We start from the raw sequence: 26,199 nt of genomic DNA on the forward strand, positions 1-26,199 counted from the left end.
TAATTATTTTATTAGAAATCGAGCTTTACTCCAGCAGAAACTGTTCTTGGCATCGGTAAGTCATTGGGATTATTGGGGTCGAGTCCAGCCTTGTTTGCCCGCCAAAGTAGAATATTCAGGTTGTTGGCGTATAAGTAGAATCTTAAGGCTTTTATGCCTGTTCGTGACAACCCCCTTGCTGGTAGGTTATATCCCAACGATAAGTCATTTATTCGGATATGGTCTGCCTTTTCTACGGTAATAGCAGAGAGCTGGTAAAATCCATCCCGATTGCTGGCAGCCGGATAGATCATGGAAGGTACGGTGGTATGTAGTTCATCGCCGGGTTGTTGCCAACGGCGCAGGTAATCGGGGTGGCCCTCCAGCCGGGCGAAAAGCTGGGAATAGCTGATCGTATTTCGCCGGAAGAAATATTTAAATCGCCCTGCGATATTGGCGGATAGTTCTATGCCCTTCCAGGAGATCGTATTACGCAACGAACCGAAATACGGCGGTAGTGCCGGCCCGTGATAGACAAGGTACTCCAGTGGCGTTTGCTGCAGGATAGCTGTATAATCGGTGCTCAATGATTTACCTAAATAACCCCGTGGATTGCCGTTGGCCGGGTCGAGCCCTCCCCAGGGGTAGCTGATCACTAGGTAAGGGTTTTTCCCCTCAAGAGGTGTTAGTGCGCTTCCATTTCCTGCATAATCACTGGCTTTTCCAGGTTCTCGCAGGTATTTTACCAGCCGGGTGTTGATGTAAGAACCAAGCAAAGCGATACGCCATTGCAAAGGCCCATTTGTTAGCCGGGCGTTTAATTGCAGGTCAATGCCGTTGCCTTTCAGGTTGGCGCTATTAGCCTGTATGGAAAGAATGCCGGTGGTAGGATCTACATCCTGGAAAGCCAGCAAATCCCTGGTGGCTTTTGTATAATATTCAATGCTGCCGGACAACCGATCATTTTTCAATGCAAAGTCAACCCCGAAATTAAACATTCCGATCTGCTCCCACCGCAATTCAGGATTGGGTGCGCCACTGATAGTGGCATAGGGCAGGTAGCCCGTACTTGCGGCTACATAGTTGATCAGTGTTTTAGCGAGCGCTAATGGGGTGGTATTACCCCTGTAACCAAAACTGGCGCGGGCCTTCAGGTAAGGGATTGCAGGAACTTTGTAAAATCGTTCATTTGAGATATTCCACCCGGCACCTACTGACCACAATGGCGTAAACCGGTTGTTGGTGTTCACGCCATAGATATTGGCAGCATCACGGCGGGCGCTAGCATTCAGCATAAGCCTGTTATCAAAATTATATCCTGCATTGATAAATTGGGATACAAAGCGACTGGTCAGGTCTGCGAAAGAAAGATTGTCCGGGATGGTGGTCACGCCAGCCAGGTTATCATACGTGGGATATCCATTTATAACATCTGAGCTGCCATAGGTCAGGATAGCATCATTGTAGCCATAAACCCTGAAGCTGTTGGCTGTGCTATGTTTGTCGCTTAATTCCCAACCAGCAAGCGCGTTGATCTGGTGCTTGCCCCATGTTTTGTTATAGTTAAGCTGTCCTCTGATGGCATGGGCAGTCATGGCATTTTTACTGATATCGGCAATACCATCCCTGGGCACCGGATACTTGTCGTTGGTATTGGTTGCTGCCGGATTATAGAATAGGTTGATCAGGTTACGAGCGGTATAGGTGTCAATCGAGTAGATGGATTTGCCATTTCCCCAGGCCTTTTCATACCGGTATGATATGGAAGCTGTCAAAGTAGAGCCGAATTTATAATTGGCGCCTAGATCCAGCATGAGATCAGCATTACGGCTGGTATTGTCAGCATTTTCCAGTTCATCCAATGGGCGGTACTGCCAATCTAGCAACTGCCCTCCGCCAACCGTATCCAGGTAACTCATGCGATATTGTTTTGAGACAGGTAAATGCTTGCCCTGCTCATCTATCAACCGGGTATAAAGCGGTAACAAGCTACCAGTAGCTGTGCGGTAATTGCTGGATTGGTAGTCACCTGGGCTGTTTGCAGTGTTACTACTGCTGGTGTACAAAATGCCTGTGGATAATTCCAGTTTCTTTATGGGTGTAAAAGTATTGCCGGACCGAATGGTGATCCGGTCAAACTGATTGCCCACCAGGTTGGCCAAGCCTTTATCATATCCCGCTGAAAGGAGGTAACGTACTTCTTCGGAACCACCATTTAGTGAAAAGGCATATTGTTGGTTCAAGGAAGGCCGGTAAAGATATTTCATAAAATCCCGGCGCAGATCATACCCCTGCAGGATATTAATCTGCGCATCTGCTTCTGCTTGTGATAGCTCCCCATTACGCACCCGGGCCAACAATTCTACAACCGGCGTTACGGGTGGCCGGTTCGTGGTATTACTCAGGTCGCTGTTATACCTCCCCTGGTTAAAGAGGAATTTTTCTACATCAATGATCGCTGAAACCGGTAGCGCCGGCAAATCAGGTAGACGAGGCTTTTCTCCTACGGTTACGTTGGTGTTGAAAGAATAGGTTGTTTTTTGATTTTTCTTTGCTTTTTTCGTAGTAATGACAATCACTCCATTGCCAGCCCTTGCCCCCCAAATAGAGGCAGCTGCCGCATCTTTAAGCACCGTGATATTATCAACATCATTAGGGTTAATATTATTGATGTCGCCCTGATAGGGAAAGTTGTCCAGGATGATTAGCGGCTCAGCGGCTCCTTGTAGGGTACTGATTCCTCGTATTTGCAAACCGTTTTGGCTGGGACCATAATTGAGCAAGCCGCTTGTGACATCTTTTAGGCGACTAAGAATATCCGGGCTCACGCTGCGGTTCAATAGTTGGTTATCAATTTTGACAAATGAACCAGTTGCCCGCTCTTTAGGTAAAGTTTGATAACCAGTGCTAACAACTACTTCGTTCAATTGTCGGTGCATAGCCGGGGTGTTGATGCTATCCGGAAGAAGCGGCTGAAATGTTGTATCACCTTGAACGATTTTATTGGGCAAAGTATCAGTGATCACAAAGACTTCTATCGGTTTTCCATTTTCGTTCTGGCGGGTAGATAAAGTTGCAGTTAAGCCGAAATGGCGGTTGACATCATAAAAGAGCTGCTGGTAGAAATCTGCGGTATCACTGCCTAGAGATAGGACGGCCTCGTAACAATACCTGTTAGTGGAGTTCCACTCCGCTTTAAATGTAGCAGCGGGCCGGATAAAGCGGTTACTATCCTTTACCGGTAAGAGGATACGGCCTGTGGTGCGATCAGAAAAAATATCATTGCGTTGTAATGCCAGGGCATAAAAATTCAGAATAGACGCATTGATCCTTGTAAACCTCATTGTTCCCGCGGCGCTGTCCACCGTGAAATATGATTTCGCAGGTACACCTGGTAAGTAGCCAGTAAAGCCGGAATAAATTCCATTGTTTTTTACTGAATTGCCGGCAAACCGACCTTCGTGAGGTTGGAACAGGGGCACCTTTGCATCAAAATCAGGCTGGTCTGCTTTATGCGGCCAATTTACAGGCTGGCCCTCCAGGATTTTTTTAATATTTGCTGAAGTCACATATTCAGCTCCTGTGATGGCGATAACTTTTCCCTGCCGGTCGATCCAAACTTCATGCGGTAGCCAGGTGCTCGGAAATAAGCTATCCAAATCGTCCGCATTATAGGCAATGGGTAGGTTGATGGAGCGACCTGCTCTTTCTTCTACACCGGTTATTATCTTTTTGATCTTTCCCTCATCATCACCGGATCTTTGACTTCGGGTATTGACAAGCAGCACTTGTATATCGCTACTATACAGGCGTTGTAGAGAATCCATTTTTGGGATCAACTTAATGCAGGCACTGCACCAGCTACTCCAAAAATCCAGGATCAATAGCTTCCCTTTGAAGTCCGATAGTTTGGCGGTCGGAGAGGTATAGTTTATTAGGTGGGTAAATTCAACGTCCGGTACTGGATCTCCGATAGTCAGCGGGTGGATATCAGCTGGTGGAAGTTGGGCAAATAGATTCGTTACCGGCAATAGCAAGGCCAGTAAGCAAGAAAACAGCGATTTCATTGCGATTAATTATGGAAAGTAGATGATGGTTGTATTGAAATGTTTTAATGGCAAATGGGGAAAAAATGCCCTCCGCGTAGGACAGGCGGAGGGATTTCATTCCCATTGTTTGTTAACCCCAAAAATGCGCTAAGGCTGGTATAGGCCCAACGTCAAGGCTACGCTTGAATACGATAACATTCATATGACAAGCCCTGCGTAGCCTGACGCGGGCGACAAAGGGCCGGTGTACTCCCTTACACCGGGTTTTTGGGTTTCTTTACCCAGTTAGTTTGCAGAATATGCAGTTGGCGATGCCTGTATTTCATACTTGTGCACATGAAAGCAAGGTAGTGTGCCTGTGGTTGGCAAAACGGTTTTTGACTTCTCTCGATTGAAGTTTTGCTTCCATTTGAGAAGTTTTAGTATATTTGGAGCAAACAAGAAGGTATGAAAATTGGATATAATATAATTGAAGCCCGGGAAGCGCAAAGTCTGACACAGGAATATATGGCAGGTGAGCTGAAAATCACTGTAGCCGAATATGCAAAAATAGAAAACGATGAGATAGATATTACACTAAATCGTTTGGAGGCTATTGCTAATTTGTTGTCTTTTTCTCCTATTGATTTATTAATGTCTGGCAGAGAAGTAGGAATGATAAAGAACATATTTGTCAATCAGAATGGTAATGCAGGCACCAATATTCATATTCAGGGAATTGACCAGGGAGAAATACGTAAGGCATACAAGGAACTTTATGTGGAGCAATTGGATAGAATACCCAAGCTTGAAATGTTATTGAAGGAGCATAAAATACCGTTTTCTTTTTAGCAAAAGCAATGCTATGAAAGTTGGTGAGAATATACGCGAGATACGGGAACGTGAGAAGAACTTCAAAAGGAGTTATATGGCCGGAAGATTAAAAATATCTACTAGGGCGTATAGTAACATTGAAAACAATGTTACTGATATAAGCATTACGCGATTAGGGGAAATAGCCGATATTTTTGAGTGCTCTTCTGAATATATACTTAACTATAAACAGTCCAAAAAGGATTTTTATAATTATTTTCATAATCATAATGGTAATAAAGGTGTAAACATCATGCACCAGGGTAGTGAGAATAATCTATTTGAATTATGGAAGTTACAGAAGCTCCAACAGGAACTTATAGAAAGTGAAAAAAAGCGAATTGAATTGTTGGAGGCATTGCTAAGAAGCCATAATATAAACTTTTAAAAATTACATACATGAAAATAGGTGATAACATTCGGGAGATCCGGGAGAAGGAAAAGAAACTGAAAAAGGAAGATGTTGCAAAAGCGCTTGGTATCAGCTCTAAAGCGTATAGCAATATTGAAAATAATACTGCGGACATAACGCTTACCCGCTTATATGAACTGGCTGAAATTTTCGGTGTTGCTCCTGAATATATTTTGAACTATCAGGACAAATCCACTTTCACTAATCATTTTCATAACCATGAGGGCAATCAAGGTATAAATATCATGTATCAAGGTTGTACTTCCGATCAAATCAAAAACATTGAAGAACAGATCAAGAAAAATAAAGCAGAAGCGTCAAGGTTACAAGAAAATACGAAGGTAAAACAGAATTAAAAGCATCATATTATCTAAATAACTTAAAAATACTATCATGGGAACTGCATTAAATACGAACGTTATAGATAGCTATCTTGCGCTGCTAAAGAATCTAAGCCCTGGTGCGAAGCTGGATTTAATCGCTAAACTGACCCAAAGCTTGAAAGCAGATATGAAGCCTTCAGAAAACCTGTTTAAAAGTTCTTTTGGAGCTTGGCAGGGAAGTGAATCTGCAGAACAGATCATCGCTGATATACGAAATAGTAGAACTTTTACCAGGCAAATTGAAGAACTTTGAGCCAGTACTTGATAGATACTAATATCTGTATCTTTTTTATGAAGGGCCTGTATAATCTTCAGAGTAAATTCCAGGAGGCAGGCAACGAAAATTGTATTATTTCTGAAATTACCCTGGCGGAATTAAAGTTTGGTGTGGAGAATAGCCAGCAAAAGGAAAGAAACTCTATTGCACTTGATAATTTCTTAACTGGAGTTACTATTATTCCTATTTTTTCGTGTTTTGATATTTATGCCAAAGAAAAAGCACGGCTACGGAAATTAGGACAGCCCGTTGACGATTTCGATCTGTTGATTGGCTCTACAGCTGTTGCCAATGATCTCATTATGGTGACTAACAACGCAGCTCATTTAGGCAGAGTACAAGGTATTCGAATTGAAGATTGGACGAAATAAACACCTGAATTTAATTTAAGACAGAAGATGGTAGGAATTTAATAGAAAAAGTGAGTTTGATCAACAAATCCAATAACCGAACTCAGGCAAGATCACATTAGAACTCATTTGCCTAAAGGTTTGCAGGCTCTGCTCCGTCTTATCAGAAAACTTACCGCTCCATTTTTATCAGCGTACCGTCAATCCATTTCAGAACAAGCTCTCTCTGGTTCGCTGTTAACCTGGCATCGGCATGCAGCATGGTGTAGGAAGGAAGCGGCATTTTTCCACTGATGACCTGTTCTTTCATCCGCTTTAGTTTATTACGCCGCCGCTTTTCAGAATAGGTGGCGTACTCATTAAAATTCAATTCTTCTTTGCCATCCCTGATATGGCGGGCCATAAACCACCCGACGGGCTGGATATTCATGTACCACGGGTAGCTGGTATTGTTGCTGTGACAGTCATAGCAGGTAATCTTCAGAATTGACTTAACATTCGGCGGCACCGTGTATACCGTTGCAATATCCTCCGGGAAATGACCGGTGCTGCTTTGGTTCCGCTCCGGGCGAAAGAACTGAATTCCAATAAAAATGATCAGCGCAATTAGAACAACTTTGAATTTCCTCATAAACTTCTTTTATAAACTATATCATCAATAAGAAACTTCCCGCAAACAAAGGATGTACGCCGAATCACCCACGTTGTTCGCGGGAAGCACTCAACAGATGCTTTCGCTAAGGGCTATTATTTAATAACTTCCTTCACGGAACCGCATGTCAGCATTTTGTCGCCGAAATAGGGGTTTTTTATATCTTTCGTTTCGCTGAGCCACATCGCGCCTTTGTTGTTGTCGTACATCGGGCAGTGGTCGTGATACAGTGCCTGTCCACCGCCGAAGCCCTTTACCAGGGCGTAAACATCTTCGCTCATCTGAACGAAATGTTCCCTTTGATGTTCGATGTTTCCGCCGTTCTTGCTGATGTGATCAGCATGTTCTTTCAAATCTTCTTCGTTCTCAGCATATAATTTCTGTTGATCCGGCGTCATAGCAGATTTGTCTACTTTGCCCAGGGCCTCATCCATGGCTTTGGCCCCGGCTGCAGCCTCATTGGCGTTATCCGCAGCCAGTCCGTTTTTAACATGGATGTAGTGATCAATCACTGGCTTCAGTGAGGCCGCTACTTTTGCATCTACATCCGCGAACTGTGGTTTGATCTCATTAACGCTTTCATCTGAAGGCGTTTCATGTTTCATGGCTTCCCCGGCTGTTGCAGTGGAATCATGGTTGTGCCCATCGCCAGACTTGGTGCCGCTGTTATTGCAGGCGGCAAAGATAATGGTGGTCAATGCCAAGGCAGCAATAATGTTCTTTTTCATTTTTCTTGATTTTGAAGTTTAAGGAAACAGTATTAATGATTGGTTTGAGCTATTTTACTTTCAACAATTTTGCATTGATTGCTACGATGATCGTACTCAGGCTCATCAGGACGGCCCCCATAGCCGGGCTCAGCATGAACCTGGGAAAGAGGACACCCGCCGCAAGTGGAATGGCAATGACGTTGTATCCCACGGCCCAGGCCAGGTTCTGAATCATTTTCCGGTAGGTAGCCTTGCCGAATGCAATCATCTGGACAACATCCCTAGGATCGCTGTTCACCAGGATGATATCGGCAGTTTCAGCGGCCACATCTGTTCCGGATCCCACGGCAATCCCAACGTCGGCCATCGCCAAAGCCGGCGCATCGTTAACACCGTCACCGGTCATGGCCACCACTTCTCCTTTATCCTGGAACTCTTTTACTTTTTGCTGCTTCTCATGGGGCAATACGTTGGCCAGATACCCGTCCATATTCAGTTTCTTTGCGACTGCAGCAGCCACTTTCTCGTTATCTCCCGTCAACAGGAATGATTTAATTCCCATCGCTCTCAGATCGGCAATGGCTTCCGCCGCCGTTTCGCGGATGGCGTCGGCAAAAGTGATGATACCGGCAGGTACATCACCGATAAGGACGAAATTCACCGTATCCGTGGACTGATCCACATCCTCTGGAATGTGCGGCACCGGCATGTTCTGCTGATTGAAATAATTGGGGCCCGCGGCCACCACGGCTTTGCCGTTCACACTGCCGGTAACCCCGATGCCCTGCATATACCTGAAATCCGACGAGCTCCATAAGGCAAGGTTTTTTTCCTTCAGCTTCTTCATCACGCCGTGCGCGATGTGATGCTCGGAGTTCTGCTGGATGGCTGCGGCATACTGCAATATTTCGTCTGCTGTGAATTGCGGATTCAGGGGAATGACCCGTTGTACTTCATGAGAGCCTTTGGTCAGCGTGCCGGTTTTGTCAAAAATGATGGTGGTCAGCTTACGGGCGTTCTCAAAGGCTGTGCGGTTGCGGATGAGCAGCCCATGCACGGCGGACAGCGTGGTGGATATCGCCACGACCAGCGGAATAGCCACGCCCAGCGCATGGGGGCAAGATGTTACCATCACGGTAACCATTCTTTCCAGGGAGAAAGAAAGCTCATGCCCTGCCGTCAGCCAGACGATGAAAGTCACCACCCCGACGCTGATAGAAATGATCGTGAGCCATTTCGCCACTTTGTTGGCCAGATTTTGCGTATTGGACTTGGCTCCCTGTGCAGATTGCACCATGTTTATCACCTTATTGAGGTAGCTGTCTTTGCCCGCGCCCGTCACCTGTACTTTCAAGGCGCCATCGCCATTTACTGCCCCACCTATCACTTTATCGTCCTTTTTCTTCTTTACAGGCAGGCTTTCGCCGGTAAGCATGCTTTCGTTGATATCCGAACTTCCCTCCAGGATCACGCCATCAGCAGGGACTTTTTCACCCGGCTTGACAAGGATCACGTCCTTATTCTGCAGGTCCTGCAACGGAATATCGGTTACCTGCCCGTTACGTTCTGCATGCACCACGGCAGGAAGCAACTCCACGAGCGTTTCCAACGCACGGGAAGCCGCCATTTGCGACTTCATTTCTATCCAATGGCCCAGCAGCATGATGTCGATCAGCGTAGCCAGTTCCCAAAAGAAATCCATGCCTTGCAGACCAAACACTACCGCCACGCTATACAGGTAAGCGGTGGTAATGGCAACGGCCACCAAGGTCATCATACCCGGGTTCTTCCACTTCAGTTCCCTGACCATTCCCACCAGGAAAGGCCACCCACCATAAAAGAAAATAAAGCTGCTCAACGCGAGCAGCACATATTTATCGCCGGGGAAGGTAAAAGTAAAGCCAAGCCATTGCTGGATCATATGTGACAATAACAGCACCGGCACGGTAACAGCCAGGCATATCCAGAACCGCTTCAGAAATCCTTCCGTGTGATGCCCGGCATGCTCATCATGACCGCCCATGCTGTCATGCTGTTTATGATGCGATTCCTTCCCGGAAGTCATAGCGGCATGGTCGTGCCCTGCATGTGCAGGGGCCTGCCTGCCGGGTTCGTTACCGGCACCGTGGTTGCTGTGCTGGTGGCCGTGATGCCCATGATGGTTGTGCTCGTCTTGCATACTTTAGTTTTTGAAGGTTACGGGGAATTCGATGCGTATTTTTTCCCAGGCCATGGCAATTTTGCCGGAAGCGCCGGTCCCGGGCTCTATAAAGTATTGAAGCCGCTCCGTTAAACTATGCCGCTGTGATTTCACATTCAGCCTTACGATATCCTCTTTCTCATCGTATTCCGATGCCAGGTGCTGCTGCCACCTGGAATTTATGATTACTGTCCATTCATTTTTACCGGGAATGGTAAAAAAGGCGTATTTGCCTGCCGGCACAACTTTTTTACCAATAATCACATCCTTTTTGAACTGGATGGTAGTGGCATCATGGGCACCCGTTACCCATACCTCGCCGAACGGCACCAGCCCGCCCCAGATGATCCGGCCCCGGACGCCCGGTGAGTGGTAGGTGATGGTAACGGAATCGGACCCGATCAGCCCGGCTGCTGCCGATTTGATGCTTCGCTTGCTGGTATCCTTCACCAGGTTCGGGTTGTAGCATACCTCCCCGGACTGGGCCTTCAAGGTTGAATGGGTAAAAAGCAGCAAGGCCATGAAGCATATGCTGAAGAATGAATTGAGTTTGGACATGCGATGTTTTTAAGTAACAGTTTTGTTTCCGGATTTTATTGAATGGTTTCTTTCACCTCGCCGCAGGTCATCATTTTTTCGCCGAAATACGGGTTCTGGATGGCCTTGTTGTTGCTGAGCCAATACCCGCCTTTGTCATTCAGCGCCATAGGGCAAAAGTCTACATACAGCTCACCATTATTCATTCCGGCTTTTTTTACGAGCAGGATGAATTCATTGCTCAGCGTGGAATATGCGGCCCGTTGTTCCTCAATATCTGAAGTGGCGGTGATCTTGGCGGCGGCAGCCTTGATGGCTTCCCCGCCCTTGACCGCTGTTGCGCCCGTTTCAATAGCATTGCCTGCAAGGCGGGCTTCTTTTGCTTCTCCCTTGATCAGGGCCTGCGTCAGGTGAACGTAGTGCTGGTACACCGCATTCAGTTTATCGTCTTTCAGTTGCACGCTTGCAGCTGTTACTTCACTTCCCTGCATAGCTTCATGGTTATGCGCTGCAGGAGAAGCGGTAGAATCCGTGGAACTTCCCTTTTTTTCTCCGGCGTTGCCGCAGGCGGCCAGCAGAACAATAGTCAGTACCGGTGCCGCCGCTGATTTCAGAAATTGTTTCATGTGATTTTCAGTTTATAATTTTTATAGTTGCTTGTTTACATCCCTGCCATACTGGCCATGGGATCTGCGCCTTTTTTCAGTATATACTCCGAATACAATAGGTAAGCGCCGGTTATCACCACGATCTCGCCTTCCTTCAGCCCTTCAGTAATTTCCACGGAATCGAAATCCTCCATGCCGGTTTTCACCATCCGAGGCACAAATTTTCCGCGTTCTTTTTCTATCCATACATGCGCTCCTTTACCATCGCGGATCACAGCGTCTACTGGCAAGCTCAGCACATTTCCCTTGCTTTTTACCGGCAGCAGGATGTTGGCCTGCATGCCCGGTTGCCACCGGTTATCGGGATTGGGAATGCTGCCGCGTACCTGCAGCAGTTGGCTGCCGCTTTGCAGGGAGGGATTGATGAACCGGACCGTCATGTTCTGCGGTTCCTTTTCCCAACCTGATACAACCACCTTTACGGACTGCCCTACACGGATGAGGGATGCTTCCGCGGGATACACGTCGGCTTCCACCCAAAGTTGATTATACCCCTCCAGGCGCATTACCGCTCCACCCTCGGAAACATATTGTCCTTCCGTGGCGGTCAGTTCTGAAACGATGCCGCTGGCGGGCGCCGGGTAGGTCACGTAAGGGCTGGTTTTACCGGATTGCGCCAGCTGATTGATCTGCGCTTCGCCCTGGTCATACAACACCAGCTTTTGCCGTGCGGCCTTTTCGATTTGCTGGAAGCGGGCGTCATCCGGGAATTGTTTTGCTTGGGCAAGCGCCAGGAGGTACTCCTGCTGTAGTGTTGCCAGTTGCTCCGAGTAAATTTTATACAGCGGCTGGCCTTTATTGACCCTTATGCCGGTTTCCTTTACAAAAAGCACCTCGATGCGGCCAGGTACCCTACTGGCAATAATGGTGGTGTTCTCGGGATCAGTGGCCAGCCGGCCGTTCAGTTGCCTGAAGTTCGCCAGGGCGCCAGCGCCTACGGCCATGGTGGTAATATTGGCCAATTTTATCTGGCTTTCGCCGAGCGTCAGCGATGCATCTTTGTTGGACTTGTCAAATGGCACGAGGTCCATGCCGCAAATCGGGCATGTTCCGGGTTTGTCCTGCACGATCTGCGGGTGCATCGGGCAGGTATAGGTCTGCTTTTTATCCCCGACGGCCTCTTTTTTTCCTGGGTCCGAGCAGGCTATCAGGAACACTGCCGGCGCAATGGAAGCTAACGCAACTGCCTTTAAAAAACTTTTCCTTTCCATATTTTCAGATGTTGCATTTAGTTATTTATTTTGATGAAGCTCTCGCTACCTACCAGGTAATATGCATTGGATGCGACTTTCCATGTACTGATATCCGTTTCTACCTGTATCATATCGCCCGCCTCTGCGCCAGTTACTACGACCACCGGCACATATGCATTATTTTCTTTCCTGAATACGACAGACTTGTTGCCCAGCCGCAATACGGCCTGCTTCGGCAACCACCAGCCTTCAGAATATATTACGGGCACGTTCGCGCTCAACAACTGGCCAACCTGAAACTGCTGACCGTCCAGGTACACCCTGGCGATAGTGAAGTTCATTCCCTCCCGGAATACGGGTTCTACCAGGCCTATGCTGCCTGATAGCATCCTGTCTTCATCGCTCGTGGGATAGAACAGGAGTTTCTGACCTCGGCGGAGCCGCGCTGCCAGCTGCGGCGGAAAGGCAAACTCCGCGACAAGCGCCCTGTTCTGGTAAATGGTAAAGAGCGACTGGCCGGCACTTACATACTGCCCCTCGCGGAGCAGTACCGGCGTAGCGGCGGGTGCTGAGGGAGCAGGCGCACTTGCGGCAGGGGAAGCTGCGGCGCCCATGCCACTCATCCCATCGCCTGCGGGAGCTGCTGAAGAAGCCGGCATGGCGGCGGCAGTTGGCGCACCCGCTCCTGCCGATTTTTCCAGGATATAACCGTCGCTGGGGCTATATACTGGAACATGGTAGAGGATGTTGCCGGTTCTGATAACCTGGTCTATCTGCGCGTTCTGCATGCCCAGCAGCTGGAGCCTTTGTTTGGCCGGGGACAACATTTCTCCGTCGTTTTTCGCCACGAACAGGAGCTCCCGTTGTGCGGAAGCCAGGTCCGGCGAGTAAACTTCCATAATTAATTGGCCTTTACGGACCGGCTGGTAATTGTATTTAATGAGCAGGCGCTCTATCCGCCCGCCAACCCGGCTGGCAATGCTCGTCTGGTTACGGGTGTCGTAAGTAATGATACCGTTCACATCCGATGCATAAATCCGGGTGCCGCTTTCCGCACTGATGGCGGGGATGGCTGCAACCACCTGCGCATTGGCAGGTTTCGCTAACATGGCAATGCTGCTGTCAACCACCAGTTCATTGTTCGCTTCTTTCAGCACCAGGTTCATACCACAAATGGGGCACTTGCCGGGTTTATTCTGGATGACCTGCGGATGCATAGGGCAGGTGTACAATTGCCCCGCTTTGTGCCCGGCGTGAGAAGCATTGTCTGACTTGCCTTTGCAGGCGGCCAATCCCAGTACGGCAACAGATATTCCAAACAATATTTTAACGATATAACTGTTTCTCATAATCGACGATCATTTCATAGAGTTTTAATTTTTCATCCAGCACATTGGCCTGCATCATGGTGAGCGCCTCCCAGGAATCGATCACGTTAGACAGCGCCAGCTTGTTTTCCTGGTAATTCAGGAAATTGGCGTCCAGTGCCTGGCGCAGGGCGGGAACGATCTTGTCACTCATCGCTTCGATCCGCTTTTGCATGGAAAGGATCTCGTAGTGCATGCCGTAAAGCATTCCCTGCGTTTCTTGCAGCATGGCGGCTCTTTCCTTTTCCATCGCCTGTACTTCGTACTTCATTCCTTTGATCCCGGATTTATACATTTTGGAGGACCACGGCGCAATAGGGATGCTAGCCATTACCATAGCGTTGTAAGCATTCGGCATCATTGCGTCCAGCGGATACATATGGTCGAAGCGTACCTTGAAATCGGGCTTCTTTTCCTTCCTCATGCTTTCGATGTTCAATTGCATCGAAAGGATGCTTTCATCCATTTTCAGAATGTCTTTCCGTGCAGTTGCCAGGGAAGCCGTATCGTAGGAAGGCGCGATGTCGAAGCGGGGATTATAGCTGGTGTCTATTTCGAACTGCTCGTTGCCGGGCGCGTTCATCAAACTGTTCAGCCAAGAGCGGGCTTTGGCGATATTGCCTTCCTCCATCCGGATCATGTTTTTATTATCTTCTATCTTCGCATTCGCTTTGTATATACCGCTGAGTTGTGATTGATTGTAAGGATACCTAACTTCTTCGATCTTCTTCATCGTTTCCATGATCTTTTCGTTCTCCTGCAGGATGCGGATGCGCTGTTTCGCTACGATCCAGCTAAAGTAAAGGCGCTTGGCCTGCGCTTTCAGATCGTTGAGGGTAACGCCCCGCGTCGCCATTTCCACGTTGGCCTGGGAAGCGATATATTTCTTCTTTGCGCTGAGCTTTGCCGGATTGGGAATATCCTGTTCCAGCTGCAGCATCAGGCTGCCTTTATCCCTGTCGTCCATGATCATCTGCCCGGGGTACGGCGTCATGAACGTGCCGACGCCGACCATGGGGGCCATCCAGGCGGTGGCCGCGTCCGCATTGTATTTGTAGCTTTCCGCTTTCAGGCCGTAGGACTGCAGCAGAACGTTGTTCCGGTCTATACGTAGCAGCACGCTGTCCAGCGGCAATACCGGCGCCTGCTGCGCGGCGAGCCCCGCCGGCACAAAAAGCGCAACAAGTATGATATATTTAATGATGTACTTCATGTATCTCCAATTTTCCGTACTTACGTAATTCATATTCTTTCGTCAATAAGAAGATCAGCGGCGTCACCAGCAAAATGTGCGTGGAAGAAGTGAGTACCCCGCCGATCATCGGCAGCACAATGGGCTTCATTACATCTGTGCCTACGCCGGATGCCCAAAGGACGGGCACCAGGCCGAACAGGGACACGCATACCGTCATCAGCTTGGGGCGGAGGCGCTTCGCCGCGCCGTGGATAACCGCCAGGCGCAGGTCTTCCCGAGTAATTGTCTGGGATGAATTGCCTTTTTCCTTCACCAGCTGCTGCATGGCGTCGTTCAGGTAAATGACCATCACGATCCCGGTTTCCACGGCTATCCCGAACAGGGCAATAAAGCCCACGGCCACGGCCACGGAAAGGTTCACGCCCCAGAAATAGATCATGTAAGCGCCGCCGATCAGCGCAAAGGGTACGGTGATGAGGCTGAGGAATGCCTCCCGGATGGAATGGAAGGCAAAATACAGGGAGAAGAAAATGATAACCAGTACCACCGGGGCAATCCACATCAGTGTTTGCTGCCCGCGGATCAGGTTTTCATACTGGCCGCTCCATTCCAGGTAATAACCCTGCGGCAGAATACCTCCTGTGCTGTTAATTTTATTGATAGCTTCCTTCACGGTGCTACCCAGGTCCCTATCTCTCACGTTGAACATCACGGCGCCCCGCAGCATAGCGTTTTCCGATGTGATCATCGGGGGGCCGTCCGTGAACTTCACGTCCGCCACGGAAGACAAGGGTACTTCTCCAAAGGAAGCGGACATGATGGGAATGCGTCTGATATGCTCCACGCTGTTGCGGTATTCCTGCGCCAGCCTTACGCTGATGGAGAACCGCTGCCTGCCTTCTATCGTGTTGCCAATGGGCGCGCCGCCTAGGGCTGTTTCCACCGTCTGGTTCACATCGTCCACCGTCAGACCATAACGGGAAAGGTCCTGCCGGCGAACGTCAATGTCGAGGTATTTTCCGCCCGTAACCGGCTCCACATACAAGTCGGCGATGCCGCTGGTGCCTTCCAGCGCTTTCCTTACACGCTCTGAAACGGAGGCGATGGTATCCAGGTTCTGGCCGTATACTTTAACCCCCACATCTGTGCGGATACCCGTTGCCAGCATGTTGATGCGGTTGATGATGGGTTGCGTCCAGCCGTTCACCACGCCGGGGATCTGGAGCTTAGCGTCTAGTTCGTTGATGATGTCCTTTTTTGTAATGCCTTCCCGCCATTCTGATTTAGGCTTCAGCATGATGATGGTTTCGATCATGCTGATCGGTGAGTTATCCGTGGCGGTGCTGGCGCGGCCGGCTTTTCCCAGCACTTTGTCCACTTCCGGCACGGATTTGATGATCTTGTCCTGGACCTGCAGGATACGCTTTGCTTCGTTATTGGAAACGTCAGGCAATGTTACCGGCATGAACAGGATGCTTTGCTCGTCCAACGGCGGCATAAACTCGCTGCCGAGGCTTTTCAGCAGCGGGATGGTAATGATCAGCGCGATTACGTTGATGGCAATCGTTGTTTTCCGCCATTTCAGTACGCCCCTTATAATGGGTTCGTAAATCCTTTCCAGCACCCGGTTTACCGGGTTGGCATGGTCCGGCCGGAATTTGCCTTTCATGAAAAACGAAATCAGCACCGGGGCCAACGTGATCACGAGCAAGGCGTCCATGATCATGATGAAAGTTTTGGTGTATGCCAGTGGGTGGAACAGCTTACCTTCCTGGCCAGTAAGCATAAATACCGGGAGGAAGGAGGTAATAATGATGACAGTGGCAAAAAACACCCCGCGGGACACCTGTTTGCTGGACTGTTCGATCACCTTCAAGCGTTCTTCTTCCGATATCCAGTCCGGCGATTTTTTAAATATTTTCTTCAACCAATTCATTGTTATTAGCTTTTTTGCTGTTTTTCCCACAGGGCATATCTTTCAGCAAGGTGTTTATATGCATTTTCACTCATGATGATCCCATTATCTACGATAACGCCGATGGCCAGCGCAATACCTGTCAGGGACATGATGTTCGACGAGATGCCAAAGGTGTCCAGCAGGATGAAGCTCGCCGCCAGGGTAATGGGGATCTGTATGATGATGCTGAGCGCGCTGCGCCAGTGGAAAAGGAAAATGATCACGACGATGGACACCACGATCATTTCTTCGATGAGCGTATTTTTGATGGACTGCACCGATTCTTTGATTAGTTCGCCCCTGTCGTACACGATATCGAACTTTACGCCCTTCGGCAGGCCCTTGGCTACTTCCTCCATCTTGGCCTTCACCTTATCGATCACGGCATCAGCGTTCTCTCCATACCGCATTACTACGATACCGCCTACACGCTCGCCTTCTCCGTCCTGATCAAAGATGCCGAGCCGGGTTTCGCCGGTCATCTGCACAGAAGCCACGTCGGCAACGCGGATGGGAATGCTGTTCTGATTTTTGACGGGGATGTTCTCGATCTCTTCCACGGATTTCAGGTAGCCGGAAGTTTTAATGATGTAGCCGATATCGCTTAGCTCGAACTTCCTGCCGCCGGATTCGTTATTATTCGTCCGGATGGCATTGATCACTTCCGGGACGGACAGCCGGTAGTACAGCAGCTTGTTGGGGTCTACCGTGATTTGATATTGCTTCTGGAAGCCGCCGAAGGAAGCGATCTCGCTGACGCCTTCCACATTCTGTAAGGCAAATTTCACGTACCAGTCCTGCAGGGCGCGTTGCTCCCCGAGGTCCATGTTCGGCGCATCCAGCGTATACCAGAGGATATGCCCCACGCCAGTGCCATCGGGCCCGAGCTGCGGAGTGACGCCGGTGGGTAGGGTTGTGGAAACTGTGCTGAGCCTTTCCAGTACACGTTCCCGGGCCCAGTATATATCCACATCATCGTTGAAGATGACGTAAATAAAACTCATGCCGAACATGGAGGAGCCGCGCACATATTTGATCTTGGGCAGCCCCTGCAGGTTCGTTACCAGCGGGTAGGTGATCTGGTCTTCGATCAGCTGGGGGCCGCGGCCCATCCATTCAGTGAATACGATCACCTGGTTTTCCGACAGGTCAGGGATGGCGTCTATAGGATTCTTTTTTACGGCAAAGATGCCCCAGGCGAATAATGCCGTAGCCATCACCAGCACAATAAACCGGTTTTTTAATGACCATTCTATAATACGATGTACCATATCTCTGCTTTTCTTTTGAAGGACGCAGCGTGCAGACTGCTGCGTCCTGCCTGTTTGTTTTTGTTGCCTGTATGTTATTTATGGTGCTGATGGCCCGGCGCGGACGCAGCGGCGCCTTTGCGATCATACTGGCAGCATCCCGGCAGCTTCGCGTAAACGGAATCTGCGGCTTTGGCTTTTTCGGTATCATGGCCGGCAGCAGCGATTTTCTGCTGTACGGCATCGCTGCTTACCTTCACTGGGTCCAGCGATACAGTCATCATTTTGGTTTCAACGCTCCATTCAGCCTTAGAAACCCCGTCAATGGCAGCGGCTTTTTCAATCCTTTTTTTGCACATGTTGCAGTTGCCGTAAACTTTGAAGGTTTCTTTTTTGGCAGATTGGGCAAAGGCGCCGGAAGTACCAACAAAAGCAAGCATAGCGACGAGAAGAGATAATAGTTTGTTCATTTTTATGATGGTTTATTGTTTGATTACGATGCCGTTCGGCTTTTTGCCAACCGGGATGTCTTTTATTTTGACGTGATCCGCCACCTTTAATACAGAAACGCTGGCAGCAAGTTGGTTCGTGACGTAAGCCGTGCTGCCGTCGCTGGTGAACGCTACTGCATGCGCGCCGGCGCCGGCCTGGAACTTGCCCCCGTGTACCCATTGGTTACCAGACGCGTCCAGGGTCCAGAAGTGTACCTGGCCGTTGTCAGGATCGGTCACCCACAGTTCCTTTTTTGAGGCAAGATGGGCTGCACTTCCCGGCATAAAGCCGAGCGGGATGGTCTGTACTACAGCATTGGTGGCCACATCTATTACACTGATGCTTTGCCCGTCTTCGTTGTCCAGGTACATTTTGCCGTCAAACCCTACCCATGCGCCCACGGGGTTCTCACCTACGGGAATGGTAGCCAGTATGGCTTTTGAGGCGGGATCGATGACGGAAACAGTATTGTCGCCGCCGTTGGCCACATACGCCTTTGTGCCGTCAGCCGAAAAAGTGACTTCCGCAGGCTCCATGCCTACGCGGATGGTGTTTTTCAGGGTATAATTCTGTGCATCGAATACCAGTACCTTTCCTTCCATCTCCATTTGAGAAGTCCAGATTTCGCAGCCATCCGGCGAGAAGGCGGCGTTGTGATTCATGGCCGGCACTTCCAGGTTTTTAATGATAGTGCCCTTCAGGCCGTCTATGATCAGCACTTTGCCTTTCATGCCACCCATGTTCCCGGCATGACCCGCGCTAAGATCAGTACCTGGTACGCCTATGGCGATGCGGCTTACCTCAAAAATGCTGAAAACAGATGCATGGTGCGGCCACATGGCCATATTGCCCGGGGAAGTCATTAACTCGATGGTTTCTGCCACGGTATTATCAGCTAGCTTAATGACCGAAACTGTACTGCTTTCTCCATTTACTATGTAGGCGGCCGGGTAGTTGATGTTCTTTTCTGGCATATCCATGTCGTCCATTTTGTGCCTTCTGCACGCGGCGACCGTTACTGTCAAAAAAAACAGAATTACACCAGCCATCACAATTGCATAGCGTTTGCTCAATTGCATAACCAAATTATTATTCAGAAAAAAAGAAAGTATGTAGCGGGAATTACCGGGCGCCTCAATGCTACAGAGGACTTGTATGAGCAGGGTGCGGGATCTGGGGTAAGATCAAATGCGGAATGTGCAATAAAAGATATGGGCGGGGACTTTGCTACTTCGTGGAGGTGCGTGCCCGGTAGGATGTTCCACTGCAACAGAAACGGGAAACACCTTTGGAAGGTCAATGTATGAAACGGGAGTAGCAACAACCGCCAGCTGCATGAATTGAAAGACACTCTCGGAGATTTTCTGGTCTTTCTCCAGCTTCACCGTTTTATGAATGTCTTTGCAGCATTTTTTGGCGCATGCACTATTTTCTTCGGAACCGCATTTACTGCATTTTTTTGCTTCATGCTCCCAGAACTTCACGTCCACCAGTTTTCCCATGCAATAGTGCATGTGAAATGTGGCGCCGGTTGACGTTCCAATGTAGAACAGGGCCAAAATCAGTATGAGGAACCGTTTCATCTGTGGCAAAAATATGGGGAAATCCCGGATTTACTGTTATATAATTTTGCGATATTTTTATATTTTATCCGTTGAATAAATTCATATCCAACTGATTATCAAAGCCAGGAGGAGATTTTCCTCCTGGCTTTGCTGTGTTAGGCATGTTCTGCCATTTGCGCACAGGTCTCTGCGCATTTCCTGCAAGCTTCCGCGCAAGCCCGGCAATGCTCCATGTGGGCATGTTTTTCGCATTCCTCCGCGCAACGGTTACACGCATCGGCGCATAACTGACATATCTGGGCGGATAATTCCCCGCCCAGGCTCATGACCTGCGCGGCAGCGTTGCAGATTGCGGCGCATTCAAGATCAAGCTGTATGCACCTGGTCAGTTCTCTAACATCCTGCTCATGCAGGCAGGAAGTGGCGCAATGGTTGCAAATGACCGCGCATTCGTTACATGCGTTGATACATTCCTGAAAATGTTGATGAGGCATAATGAAATATTTAGTGGTTTAAAAATATTACAACGCTATTTTCCTTCTTTCATCTCCTGTAGTTTGGCTTTCATCTGATCAATCTCTGATTGTTGGCTGGTGATGATAGTTCTGCATAATTCCTGAATTTCCGGATCCTTTACTACGGCCTCTTTCGCCATAAGAATGGCGCCAGCATGGTGCGGAATCATAGATCGCAGAAATTGCCTGTCAGTCACTCCTGCCTGGTACCTGATTAGCAGGAAGAATATTATCGTCGCCAGCCCACCGGTTACCAGCAAAAGGCCGTTCAGCTTTTTATTTGCATACATTGACCGCATCAATAAAAGCTCGAATATCAACATAGGGCTGGCCATTAGCCCCGCCATATAAAACTGGTTGACGTTCGGAACGACGTTAGAAAAGCTGTTGACCATGGCGTACATTAAAACGTACATTGATATGAAAGAGAGGATCACCATGAAAAGCAACTTGCGGTAATTACTACGTCTTTCATGCTGCATTCCTTTTTCATGCTCGTTTTCCATAATTTATTATTTAAGTAAGAAAATATCGTTAATTCTTCATGTTCATCTTCATAAGCCCGGGATACAATCTTAGGTAAACCTGGAGTGCCATCGGGTTTTTGCCGTATAGATCATGCAGGTCTTTGCTGTCGAAGAATACACTGAATTGTCCGCCGAGGGCAAGGCGCGTTTTGGCAAATGAAAACAGGTCGTAGCTAATGCCCGCTGATAATGCATTTACGGGGAATAGTGTCCCTTCTCCATATTTAAGCGGATCGAGATCCAGTTCCTCGGATGACTTCTGTACCCATTCATACCGGGTGGATAATTCCGCTTTTCTCAAACGGAGCGTACCTTCCAGGAGGAAGGCGTTTTCCCCGTCATGTCCGGCGGTTTTGTTCAGCCCCCACAGCGTTGTTACATTAAGCCAGTTGTCATTTCGCATGGGCAGGCTGTAGATGGCGGAAGCTGTGGTGCGGTTCACGTCTTCGTCCGCATGCAGCAACTCGGGGCTTTTGATAAAACCGTGGGAAACCAGGAAGGCCCAGTTCCGGGATGGATTGAACGACAGGCGACCGCTCCAGGAATCGAATCGCATCTTATCGAAATTATACCTGTTTTCGTCAGGCTCCCGGCCGGTGAAAAGAGAACCCTCCACTTTGAATTTATCCAGCCTGACGCCGAGCGTTGCCACGCCGAAGGTGATGTGCGTACCGTCATTCCAGTGATGGCTGATCGGTGCATCCGGGTAGGACAGCGCTGACGGCCTGTGCATGAAGGCAACGGATCCAATGGCCGGTTCCCCGGGGTAACCGAAATAGACGAATGCATCCACCTTTTTTGAAAAAGCATATGAATAGCTGACGGAAATTTCGGAGAAAAGATCATGGGGGTGCTGTCGGTCCACCAGCGGTTCTCCTTCCCAGCTTTCCCCAGACTGGAACAGGAGCGGGTAGCCGTTGCCGCCTTCGGTTATGCGGTCCAGGGAAATCATCACGTTGTAGTGGAACAAGCCTTTCCGGCCCACTTTCCGTTGTGCCATCATCATAAACCAATTCGGGGCATCGAACTGATCATCCCCGCGGGTACCTCTGTTGCCGGCATCCTGTTTGGTGTAACGGAGAAACAGGTTGCCGTGTACCATATACATCCATTTTTTGGAATGGAACATATATCCGTACATCGGGGAAGCGTCCGGCAGCCACGCGGTTCCCGAACCGTTGCGGTTCATGGGCAGGTTAAGCGAAAAAGCATGGCTCATGGGAACTTTCATAGGCATGTCCATTTCCATTTTACCACTATCGCTCATGTTATGTTTATCATGCATCGAACTGTCCATCACCGGCTTTTGGGGTTTGGTGGTTTTTTTCGCAGGTTTTTTAGGGGTTTGAGGTCTGTGATGCTCATGCTGTGCATACAGGACGCCTGAAAAACAAACCAATGCGAACAGTAAGAATAGTATCTTGTTCATACATTATTATTTATTCCTGTGAGTGAAAAGCCAATCCTGGAAAGCAGCAGAAAAAGTTCTGTCGAGACTGCGTATACAATTTCATAACCAGATGGTCTATTTGTTGATAGAGCAGGGTATTGTCTTTTAAACGCCGGCGCGAGTCGCAGAAGTGACAATCTCTGCATCACCTAAAGTGGGGTAAGCGTTTTTTGATCAGATCCGGAAATTCTGATACTGTAAAAATAAAGAAGGGTGTATAGGTGGCGGATGATTGGCGGTATTGGCGCGTACTGAGGTGTGCGAAAAAGAAACAAAAAGCGTATTGCCATGTAAGAATATATTTAGTAGGGTGGTCACTGCGTTGGGCATTGCAAAGACCGTAGGCATGTGGCTATCATCGGACCTTGAACTGGAAATTGATACATCTTTGCAACAGCCGCTACTGAGCGCTGTATGTCTTTCCATTCCACATTTACCACATGACCCGTTCTCACCAGTAAAAAGGCTCACACTCTCCAGTTCGTCCATGCAATAATGCTGGTATATAGTTATTCCGCTCACGAAAATGAGGTAGGATACGGCTAATATAACAGTACATACGCGTTTCATGTGGAAAGTCAATAACCATCACGCCGAAAAATTATACCACTTTCTTTGCAGGGCTGTCCTTTCTTTAAATCATATTGCTTTTTATAATATAAAATTATAATAATCAACAATATATGCATAGGCTTATTCAGATAGAAGGATTATATGTGTGTTTTGTGTTAGGCGCAAAGAGGAACTATATCTACGAAACGGGAACTAAGAGCGGTGCAGGCTGGGTGGATTACTTATAGAGTTTTTCTTTCTTACAAAAAGGAACTTCAGACTGAAATCACCATCTTTTTTATTCTTTACATAGTCAGGGCAAATATATTAAAATTAAAGGGCAGTTTTTTAGCTGTCCGTCAGTTGGATTCCTATGCCAGAGATCCTGCTTTATATTCTGCCTTTTCAACTGCCATTTGAATTTCTTCCTTGACTGTCAAGAGCCATTAACTACATGGTTTCACAGGGATGAATTGGCCATTTCACAGGACATTTCCAGTTCCTTTACCGATTGAACAATGTTACCAGTGATAAGAAAAATCCCAGCAGGCGGGGTTTCTCCGGCTTCAGACAATAACTAATATGCCGGCTTACTCACAACTTTACAAACTTTAAAAGCTATATTGCTTTATGAAGATACTGATCATTGAAGATGAGAAGGAGCTGGCAACCAATATTGCCGCTTATTTAAAGGCGGAAAACTATCGGTGCGAATTTGCAGAAACCTTTAGATCAGCGATTGAAAAAGTAAGTGTTTATGAATATGATTGCATCCTGTTAGATCTGATGCTGCCGGATGGGGACGGGTTAAAAATACTGGAAGCATTAAAAAAAGAGAATAAGCAGGATGGCATTATTATTATCTCTACAAAGCAGGCTATTGAAGACAAAATAGCTGGTTTGAAGTCAGGTGCAGATGATTACCTGACAAAGCCCTTTCATCTTTCGGAATTAAGTGCCAGAATATATTCAGTAATTCGAAGGAAACAATTTAATAATGCCAATCATTTGCAGATCAATGAAATTGACATTGACCTGCTTGAAAAGCTGGTCACCGTAAACGGGCAAAAGGTGCAGCTTACGAAAAAAGAATATGACCTGCTGATCTTTCTGACCGGCAATAAAAAAAGAGTGATATCAAAAGCTGCCTTGGCGGAGCATTTATCAGGTGACATGGCAGATATGCTGGATAACTATGATTTTGTCTATGCTCACATCAAAAACCTGAAGAAAAAGCTGGCCGACGCAGGAAGTGCTGACTATATAAAGACAGTTTACGGGATGGGTTATAAATGGGATGCATGAACAGGCTACTTAACAAAACACTTCTCTATTATACTTTCTTTTCAGCAGTTATTCTGCTGATAAGTGCTCCCGTTTTTTATGGGATGTTACAAAAATTGTATACGGATGATGTGGATGAGGCGATCATGTTGCGAAAAAAAGAATTCCTGACAAATAACATTGCTACGCTCACTGGAAATGATATTCCAACATGGAACAAATTTAACCGGGATATAAGAATACTCCCGGATACTATTACCAGCCAGCCGAAAGACACTATTATCCAGGAAACATTTCTTGATGTACTGGCACCTGAATGGGAGCCGTACCGGGTATTGTATACCAATGTTGAAATACAGGGTAACAGTTACGTACTAATGATACAATTGAACCTGGTAGAGTCTGAGGATCTTATTAAAGCAATAGTGTGGATATACCTTGGGGTACTCGTTGGATTGCTGATCGTTATTTTCTTTCTTACCCGGTTCATTTCTAATCGCCTTTGGAAGCCGTTTTATACAACCTTGCAGCTTATTGACCAGTTCAACCTGGAGAAACTGGTCACTCCACGATTTGACGAAGTCAATACCTACGAGTTTCAAAAGCTAAATCAGGGATTGAACAAGCTGATTAGTGAAAGTCTCCGTTCTTTTTCGGCTCAAAAGGTTTTTACGCAAAATGCAGCGCATGAATTACAAACGCCCCTCGCTGTATTGCAATCCAAATTAGACCTTCTGATGCAGGACGAATCACTTACCTCATCGCAGGCCGCTGTAGTCCAGTCTTTATATGATTCTACCTCAAGGCTTTCACGGATCAATAAAAACCTCCTGTTGCTGGCTAAAATAGAGAACAACCAGTTCGCTGATACGGAGAAAGTCAACATAAGCGAATTGATCAACGAAGTATTGCCCTATTTTACCGAACAGGCGGATGGGAAAAAGCTGAGCATAACAACCAGCTTGCAAACAGCAATAAACCTGCTCTCCAATAAAGGCCTTACCGAAATATTAATCAACAATTTTATTCTTAATGCCATCCGGCATAATGTGGAGGGCGGCCGTATTATCATTATTTCAGCACCGGACCGCCTGGTCATTCAAAATACCGGAATTGAACATCCCCTTGATACTGCCATGTTATACAGCCGTTTCGGGAAAAATGCTACTGATACCCGTAATAACGGGCTTGGTTTAGCGATCGCCAAAGAGATTTGTGACCGATATAACTGGCAGATCACCTATCAGTACGATGGGCTCCATAATTTCTCCATTCTTTTCTAAAATTCAGAGAATCTACTAAATCTGCTTTCAATTTCGTATTCAAATCTTCTACAATGAATACGAAAAATTACTTGGTTGCGGCTGTATTACTGGCCGCTACGATCATGGCTGGATGCTCGCAGAAAGGAAATCCACCTGAGAAAATAGTAGCAGCCTTTAAAAAGCTACATCCGCAGGCAACCATTGAAAAATGGAATGATGAACCGCCTGTTTGGGAGGCAAAATACAAAGACGCAACAGGAAGTGGCGCAGTGTCCTTTGATAAGAATGGTGTAGTCACCGAAACAGAACTGGTAATCAATGAAGACCAGTTGCCTGCCCAGCCGGCTATACCGGACTATATTCAGGCCAATTACAAGGAAAAATTACAGCGTTGTGAAAAAATTGTTACCGCGGATGGAACAACTACCTATGAGATCCAGATAACAGGTAAAGAAATCGTTTTTGATGCACAGGGAAAATTTTTACAGGAGGAAGCTGATTGATTGTACCATATTTCT

At 47.7% G+C, this 26,199-nt stretch carries 26 protein-coding genes; 8 read left to right on the top strand and 18 right to left on the bottom strand.

The window, feature by feature from the left end:
• Positions 1-11: 11 nt before the first annotated feature.
• A complete protein-coding gene (locus CCY01nite_RS20095; RefSeq protein ID WP_146865566.1) occupies positions 12-4,046 on the bottom strand; it encodes a SusC/RagA family TonB-linked outer membrane protein in 4,035 nt (1,344 codons plus the stop codon).
• Positions 4,047-4,475: 429 nt separating this feature from the next.
• Between CCY01nite_RS20095 and CCY01nite_RS20100 the strand changes: the two genes are divergently transcribed.
• The 5 genes from CCY01nite_RS20100 to CCY01nite_RS20120 are packed head-to-tail and all read left to right on the top strand — an operon-like array spanning position 4,476 to position 6,323.
• On the top strand, positions 4,476-4,859 hold the full coding sequence (locus tag CCY01nite_RS20100; RefSeq protein WP_146865568.1) for a helix-turn-helix domain-containing protein: 384 nt from the start codon (positions 4,476-4,478) through the stop codon (positions 4,857-4,859).
• A 13-nt stretch (positions 4,860-4,872) separates the two neighbouring features.
• Positions 4,873-5,268, top strand: a complete 396-nt coding sequence (locus CCY01nite_RS20105; RefSeq protein ID WP_146865570.1) for a helix-turn-helix domain-containing protein — start codon at positions 4,873-4,875, stop codon at positions 5,266-5,268.
• Between the two features lie 11 nt (positions 5,269-5,279).
• A complete protein-coding gene (locus tag CCY01nite_RS20110) occupies positions 5,280-5,648 on the top strand; it encodes a helix-turn-helix domain-containing protein (RefSeq protein WP_146865572.1) in 369 nt (122 codons plus the stop codon).
• Between the two features lie 37 nt (positions 5,649-5,685).
• Positions 5,686-5,928, top strand: a complete 243-nt coding sequence (locus CCY01nite_RS20115) for a hypothetical protein (RefSeq protein ID WP_146865574.1) — start codon at positions 5,686-5,688, stop codon at positions 5,926-5,928.
• On the top strand, positions 5,925-6,323 hold the full coding sequence (locus tag CCY01nite_RS20120; protein ID WP_146865576.1) for a type II toxin-antitoxin system VapC family toxin: 399 nt from the start codon (positions 5,925-5,927) through the stop codon (positions 6,321-6,323). The genes CCY01nite_RS20115 and CCY01nite_RS20120 overlap by 4 nt, the downstream gene beginning before the upstream one ends.
• A gap of 151 nt (positions 6,324-6,474) precedes the next feature.
• Here CCY01nite_RS20120 and CCY01nite_RS20125 read toward each other — a convergent pair whose 3' ends face one another.
• From CCY01nite_RS20125 to CCY01nite_RS27160, 17 genes are all read right to left on the bottom strand, one after another.
• Positions 6,475-6,933 (bottom strand): heme-binding domain-containing protein, encoded by a 459-nt coding sequence (locus CCY01nite_RS20125; protein WP_146865578.1) that lies wholly within the window; start codon positions 6,931-6,933, stop codon positions 6,475-6,477.
• Positions 6,934-7,049: 116 nt separating this feature from the next.
• Positions 7,050-7,682 (bottom strand): DUF3347 domain-containing protein, encoded by a 633-nt coding sequence (locus tag CCY01nite_RS20130; protein ID WP_146865580.1) that lies wholly within the window; start codon positions 7,680-7,682, stop codon positions 7,050-7,052.
• Between the two features lie 49 nt (positions 7,683-7,731).
• Positions 7,732-9,843 carry a copper-translocating P-type ATPase gene (locus CCY01nite_RS20135; RefSeq protein ID WP_146865582.1) on the bottom strand — a complete coding sequence of 704 codons (2,112 nt, stop codon included), beginning with the start codon at positions 9,841-9,843 and terminating at the stop codon, positions 7,732-7,734.
• Between the two features lie 3 nt (positions 9,844-9,846).
• Positions 9,847-10,422 carry a DUF2911 domain-containing protein gene (locus CCY01nite_RS20140; RefSeq protein ID WP_146865584.1) on the bottom strand — a complete coding sequence of 192 codons (576 nt, stop codon included), beginning with the start codon at positions 10,420-10,422 and terminating at the stop codon, positions 9,847-9,849.
• 35 nt (positions 10,423-10,457) lie between these two features.
• Positions 10,458-11,027 carry a DUF3347 domain-containing protein gene (locus CCY01nite_RS20145; protein ID WP_146865586.1) on the bottom strand — a complete coding sequence of 190 codons (570 nt, stop codon included), beginning with the start codon at positions 11,025-11,027 and terminating at the stop codon, positions 10,458-10,460.
• Between the two features lie 35 nt (positions 11,028-11,062).
• Positions 11,063-12,280 carry an efflux RND transporter periplasmic adaptor subunit gene (locus CCY01nite_RS20150; protein ID WP_146865588.1) on the bottom strand — a complete coding sequence of 406 codons (1,218 nt, stop codon included), beginning with the start codon at positions 12,278-12,280 and terminating at the stop codon, positions 11,063-11,065.
• Positions 12,281-12,297: 17 nt separating this feature from the next.
• Positions 12,298-13,611, bottom strand: coding sequence for a heavy metal-binding domain-containing protein (locus tag CCY01nite_RS20155; RefSeq protein ID WP_146865590.1), 1,314 nt, complete (start codon positions 13,609-13,611; stop codon positions 12,298-12,300).
• Positions 13,589-14,842, bottom strand: coding sequence for a TolC family protein (locus CCY01nite_RS20160; protein ID WP_222614456.1), 1,254 nt, complete (start codon positions 14,840-14,842; stop codon positions 13,589-13,591). The genes CCY01nite_RS20155 and CCY01nite_RS20160 overlap by 23 nt, the downstream gene beginning before the upstream one ends.
• Positions 14,826-16,760 carry an efflux RND transporter permease subunit gene (locus tag CCY01nite_RS26990; RefSeq protein ID WP_146865594.1) on the bottom strand — a complete coding sequence of 645 codons (1,935 nt, stop codon included), beginning with the start codon at positions 16,758-16,760 and terminating at the stop codon, positions 14,826-14,828. The genes CCY01nite_RS20160 and CCY01nite_RS26990 overlap by 17 nt, the downstream gene beginning before the upstream one ends.
• A gap of 5 nt (positions 16,761-16,765) precedes the next feature.
• The gene (locus CCY01nite_RS26995; protein ID WP_146865596.1) at positions 16,766-18,052 is read right to left on the bottom strand and encodes an efflux RND transporter permease subunit; all 1,287 of its coding nucleotides are present in this window, start codon (positions 18,050-18,052) and stop codon (positions 16,766-16,768) included.
• A 74-nt stretch (positions 18,053-18,126) separates the two neighbouring features.
• Positions 18,127-18,501, bottom strand: a complete 375-nt coding sequence (locus CCY01nite_RS20175; RefSeq protein ID WP_146865598.1) for a heavy-metal-associated domain-containing protein — start codon at positions 18,499-18,501, stop codon at positions 18,127-18,129.
• 12 nt (positions 18,502-18,513) lie between these two features.
• Positions 18,514-19,503, bottom strand: coding sequence for a YncE family protein (locus tag CCY01nite_RS20180; protein ID WP_222614457.1), 990 nt, complete (start codon positions 19,501-19,503; stop codon positions 18,514-18,516).
• Positions 19,504-19,707: 204 nt separating this feature from the next.
• A complete protein-coding gene (locus CCY01nite_RS20185) occupies positions 19,708-20,106 on the bottom strand; it encodes an HYC_CC_PP family protein (RefSeq protein ID WP_146865600.1) in 399 nt (132 codons plus the stop codon).
• Between the two features lie 137 nt (positions 20,107-20,243).
• Positions 20,244-20,582 (bottom strand): four-helix bundle copper-binding protein, encoded by a 339-nt coding sequence (locus tag CCY01nite_RS27050; protein ID WP_146865602.1) that lies wholly within the window; start codon positions 20,580-20,582, stop codon positions 20,244-20,246.
• Between the two features lie 35 nt (positions 20,583-20,617).
• Positions 20,618-21,109, bottom strand: coding sequence for a DUF305 domain-containing protein (locus CCY01nite_RS20195; RefSeq protein WP_146865604.1), 492 nt, complete (start codon positions 21,107-21,109; stop codon positions 20,618-20,620).
• 28 nt (positions 21,110-21,137) lie between these two features.
• The gene (locus CCY01nite_RS20200) at positions 21,138-22,559 is read right to left on the bottom strand and encodes a hypothetical protein (protein WP_146865606.1); all 1,422 of its coding nucleotides are present in this window, start codon (positions 22,557-22,559) and stop codon (positions 21,138-21,140) included.
• Positions 22,560-22,754: 195 nt separating this feature from the next.
• Positions 22,755-23,150: an HYC_CC_PP family protein gene (locus tag CCY01nite_RS27160; RefSeq protein WP_443092684.1), complete on the bottom strand. Its 396-nt coding sequence runs from the start codon at positions 23,148-23,150 to the stop codon at positions 22,755-22,757.
• 612 nt (positions 23,151-23,762) lie between these two features.
• Between CCY01nite_RS27160 and CCY01nite_RS20205 the strand changes: the two genes are divergently transcribed.
• From CCY01nite_RS20205 to CCY01nite_RS20215, 3 genes are read left to right on the top strand one after another with little or no spacing between them, the layout of a single operon-like run.
• Positions 23,763-24,437: a response regulator transcription factor gene (locus CCY01nite_RS20205; protein ID WP_146865608.1), complete on the top strand. Its 675-nt coding sequence runs from the start codon at positions 23,763-23,765 to the stop codon at positions 24,435-24,437.
• Positions 24,434-25,699 (top strand): sensor histidine kinase, encoded by a 1,266-nt coding sequence (locus CCY01nite_RS20210; protein WP_186831176.1) that lies wholly within the window; start codon positions 24,434-24,436, stop codon positions 25,697-25,699. The genes CCY01nite_RS20205 and CCY01nite_RS20210 overlap by 4 nt, the downstream gene beginning before the upstream one ends.
• 53 nt (positions 25,700-25,752) lie before the next feature.
• Positions 25,753-26,184 carry a PepSY-like domain-containing protein gene (locus tag CCY01nite_RS20215; protein WP_146865612.1) on the top strand — a complete coding sequence of 144 codons (432 nt, stop codon included), beginning with the start codon at positions 25,753-25,755 and terminating at the stop codon, positions 26,182-26,184.
• Positions 26,185-26,199: the final 15 nt, after the last annotated feature.

It is taken from the genome of Chitinophaga cymbidii, assembly GCF_007992715.1.
In the GTDB taxonomy this organism is placed as follows: domain Bacteria; phylum Bacteroidota; class Bacteroidia; order Chitinophagales; family Chitinophagaceae; genus Chitinophaga; species Chitinophaga cymbidii.

Bases quoted from the DNA above. Each gene is read 5' to 3' on its own strand.
- CCY01nite_RS20095 (WP_146865566.1), bottom strand. From the start codon at position 4,046: ATGAAATCGCTGTTTTCTTGCTTACTGGCCTTGCTATTGCCGGTAACG.
- CCY01nite_RS20100 (WP_146865568.1), top strand. From the start codon at position 4,476: ATGAAAATTGGATATAATATAATTGAAGCCCGGGAAGCGCAAAGTCTG.
- CCY01nite_RS20105 (WP_146865570.1), top strand. From the start codon at position 4,873: ATGAAAGTTGGTGAGAATATACGCGAGATACGGGAACGTGAGAAGAAC.
- CCY01nite_RS20110 (WP_146865572.1), top strand. From the start codon at position 5,280: ATGAAAATAGGTGATAACATTCGGGAGATCCGGGAGAAGGAAAAGAAA.
- CCY01nite_RS20115 (WP_146865574.1), top strand. From the start codon at position 5,686: ATGGGAACTGCATTAAATACGAACGTTATAGATAGCTATCTTGCGCTG.
- CCY01nite_RS20125 (WP_146865578.1), bottom strand. From the start codon at position 6,933: ATGAGGAAATTCAAAGTTGTTCTAATTGCGCTGATCATTTTTATTGGA.
- CCY01nite_RS20130 (WP_146865580.1), bottom strand. From the start codon at position 7,682: ATGAAAAAGAACATTATTGCTGCCTTGGCATTGACCACCATTATCTTT.
- CCY01nite_RS20135 (WP_146865582.1), bottom strand. From the start codon at position 9,843: ATGCAAGACGAGCACAACCATCATGGGCATCACGGCCACCAGCACAGC.
- CCY01nite_RS20140 (WP_146865584.1), bottom strand. From the start codon at position 10,422: ATGTCCAAACTCAATTCATTCTTCAGCATATGCTTCATGGCCTTGCTG.
- CCY01nite_RS20145 (WP_146865586.1), bottom strand. From the start codon at position 11,027: ATGAAACAATTTCTGAAATCAGCGGCGGCACCGGTACTGACTATTGTT.
- CCY01nite_RS20150 (WP_146865588.1), bottom strand. From the start codon at position 12,280: ATGGAAAGGAAAAGTTTTTTAAAGGCAGTTGCGTTAGCTTCCATTGCG.
- CCY01nite_RS20155 (WP_146865590.1), bottom strand. From the start codon at position 13,611: ATGAGAAACAGTTATATCGTTAAAATATTGTTTGGAATATCTGTTGCC.
- CCY01nite_RS20160 (WP_222614456.1), bottom strand. From the start codon at position 14,842: ATGAAGTACATCATTAAATATATCATACTTGTTGCGCTTTTTGTGCCG.
- CCY01nite_RS26990 (WP_146865594.1), bottom strand. From the start codon at position 16,760: ATGAATTGGTTGAAGAAAATATTTAAAAAATCGCCGGACTGGATATCG.
- CCY01nite_RS26995 (WP_146865596.1), bottom strand. From the start codon at position 18,052: ATGGTACATCGTATTATAGAATGGTCATTAAAAAACCGGTTTATTGTG.
- CCY01nite_RS20175 (WP_146865598.1), bottom strand. From the start codon at position 18,501: ATGAACAAACTATTATCTCTTCTCGTCGCTATGCTTGCTTTTGTTGGT.
- CCY01nite_RS20180 (WP_222614457.1), bottom strand. From the start codon at position 19,503: ATGGATATGCCAGAAAAGAACATCAACTACCCGGCCGCCTACATAGTA.
- CCY01nite_RS20185 (WP_146865600.1), bottom strand. From the start codon at position 20,106: ATGAAACGGTTCCTCATACTGATTTTGGCCCTGTTCTACATTGGAACG.
- CCY01nite_RS27050 (WP_146865602.1), bottom strand. From the start codon at position 20,582: ATGCCTCATCAACATTTTCAGGAATGTATCAACGCATGTAACGAATGC.
- CCY01nite_RS20195 (WP_146865604.1), bottom strand. From the start codon at position 21,109: ATGGAAAACGAGCATGAAAAAGGAATGCAGCATGAAAGACGTAGTAAT.
- CCY01nite_RS20200 (WP_146865606.1), bottom strand. From the start codon at position 22,559: ATGAACAAGATACTATTCTTACTGTTCGCATTGGTTTGTTTTTCAGGC.
- CCY01nite_RS27160 (WP_443092684.1), bottom strand. From the start codon at position 23,150: ATGAAACGCGTATGTACTGTTATATTAGCCGTATCCTACCTCATTTTC.
- CCY01nite_RS20205 (WP_146865608.1), top strand. From the start codon at position 23,763: ATGAAGATACTGATCATTGAAGATGAGAAGGAGCTGGCAACCAATATT.
- CCY01nite_RS20210 (WP_186831176.1), top strand. From the start codon at position 24,434: ATGAACAGGCTACTTAACAAAACACTTCTCTATTATACTTTCTTTTCA.
- CCY01nite_RS20215 (WP_146865612.1), top strand. From the start codon at position 25,753: ATGAATACGAAAAATTACTTGGTTGCGGCTGTATTACTGGCCGCTACG.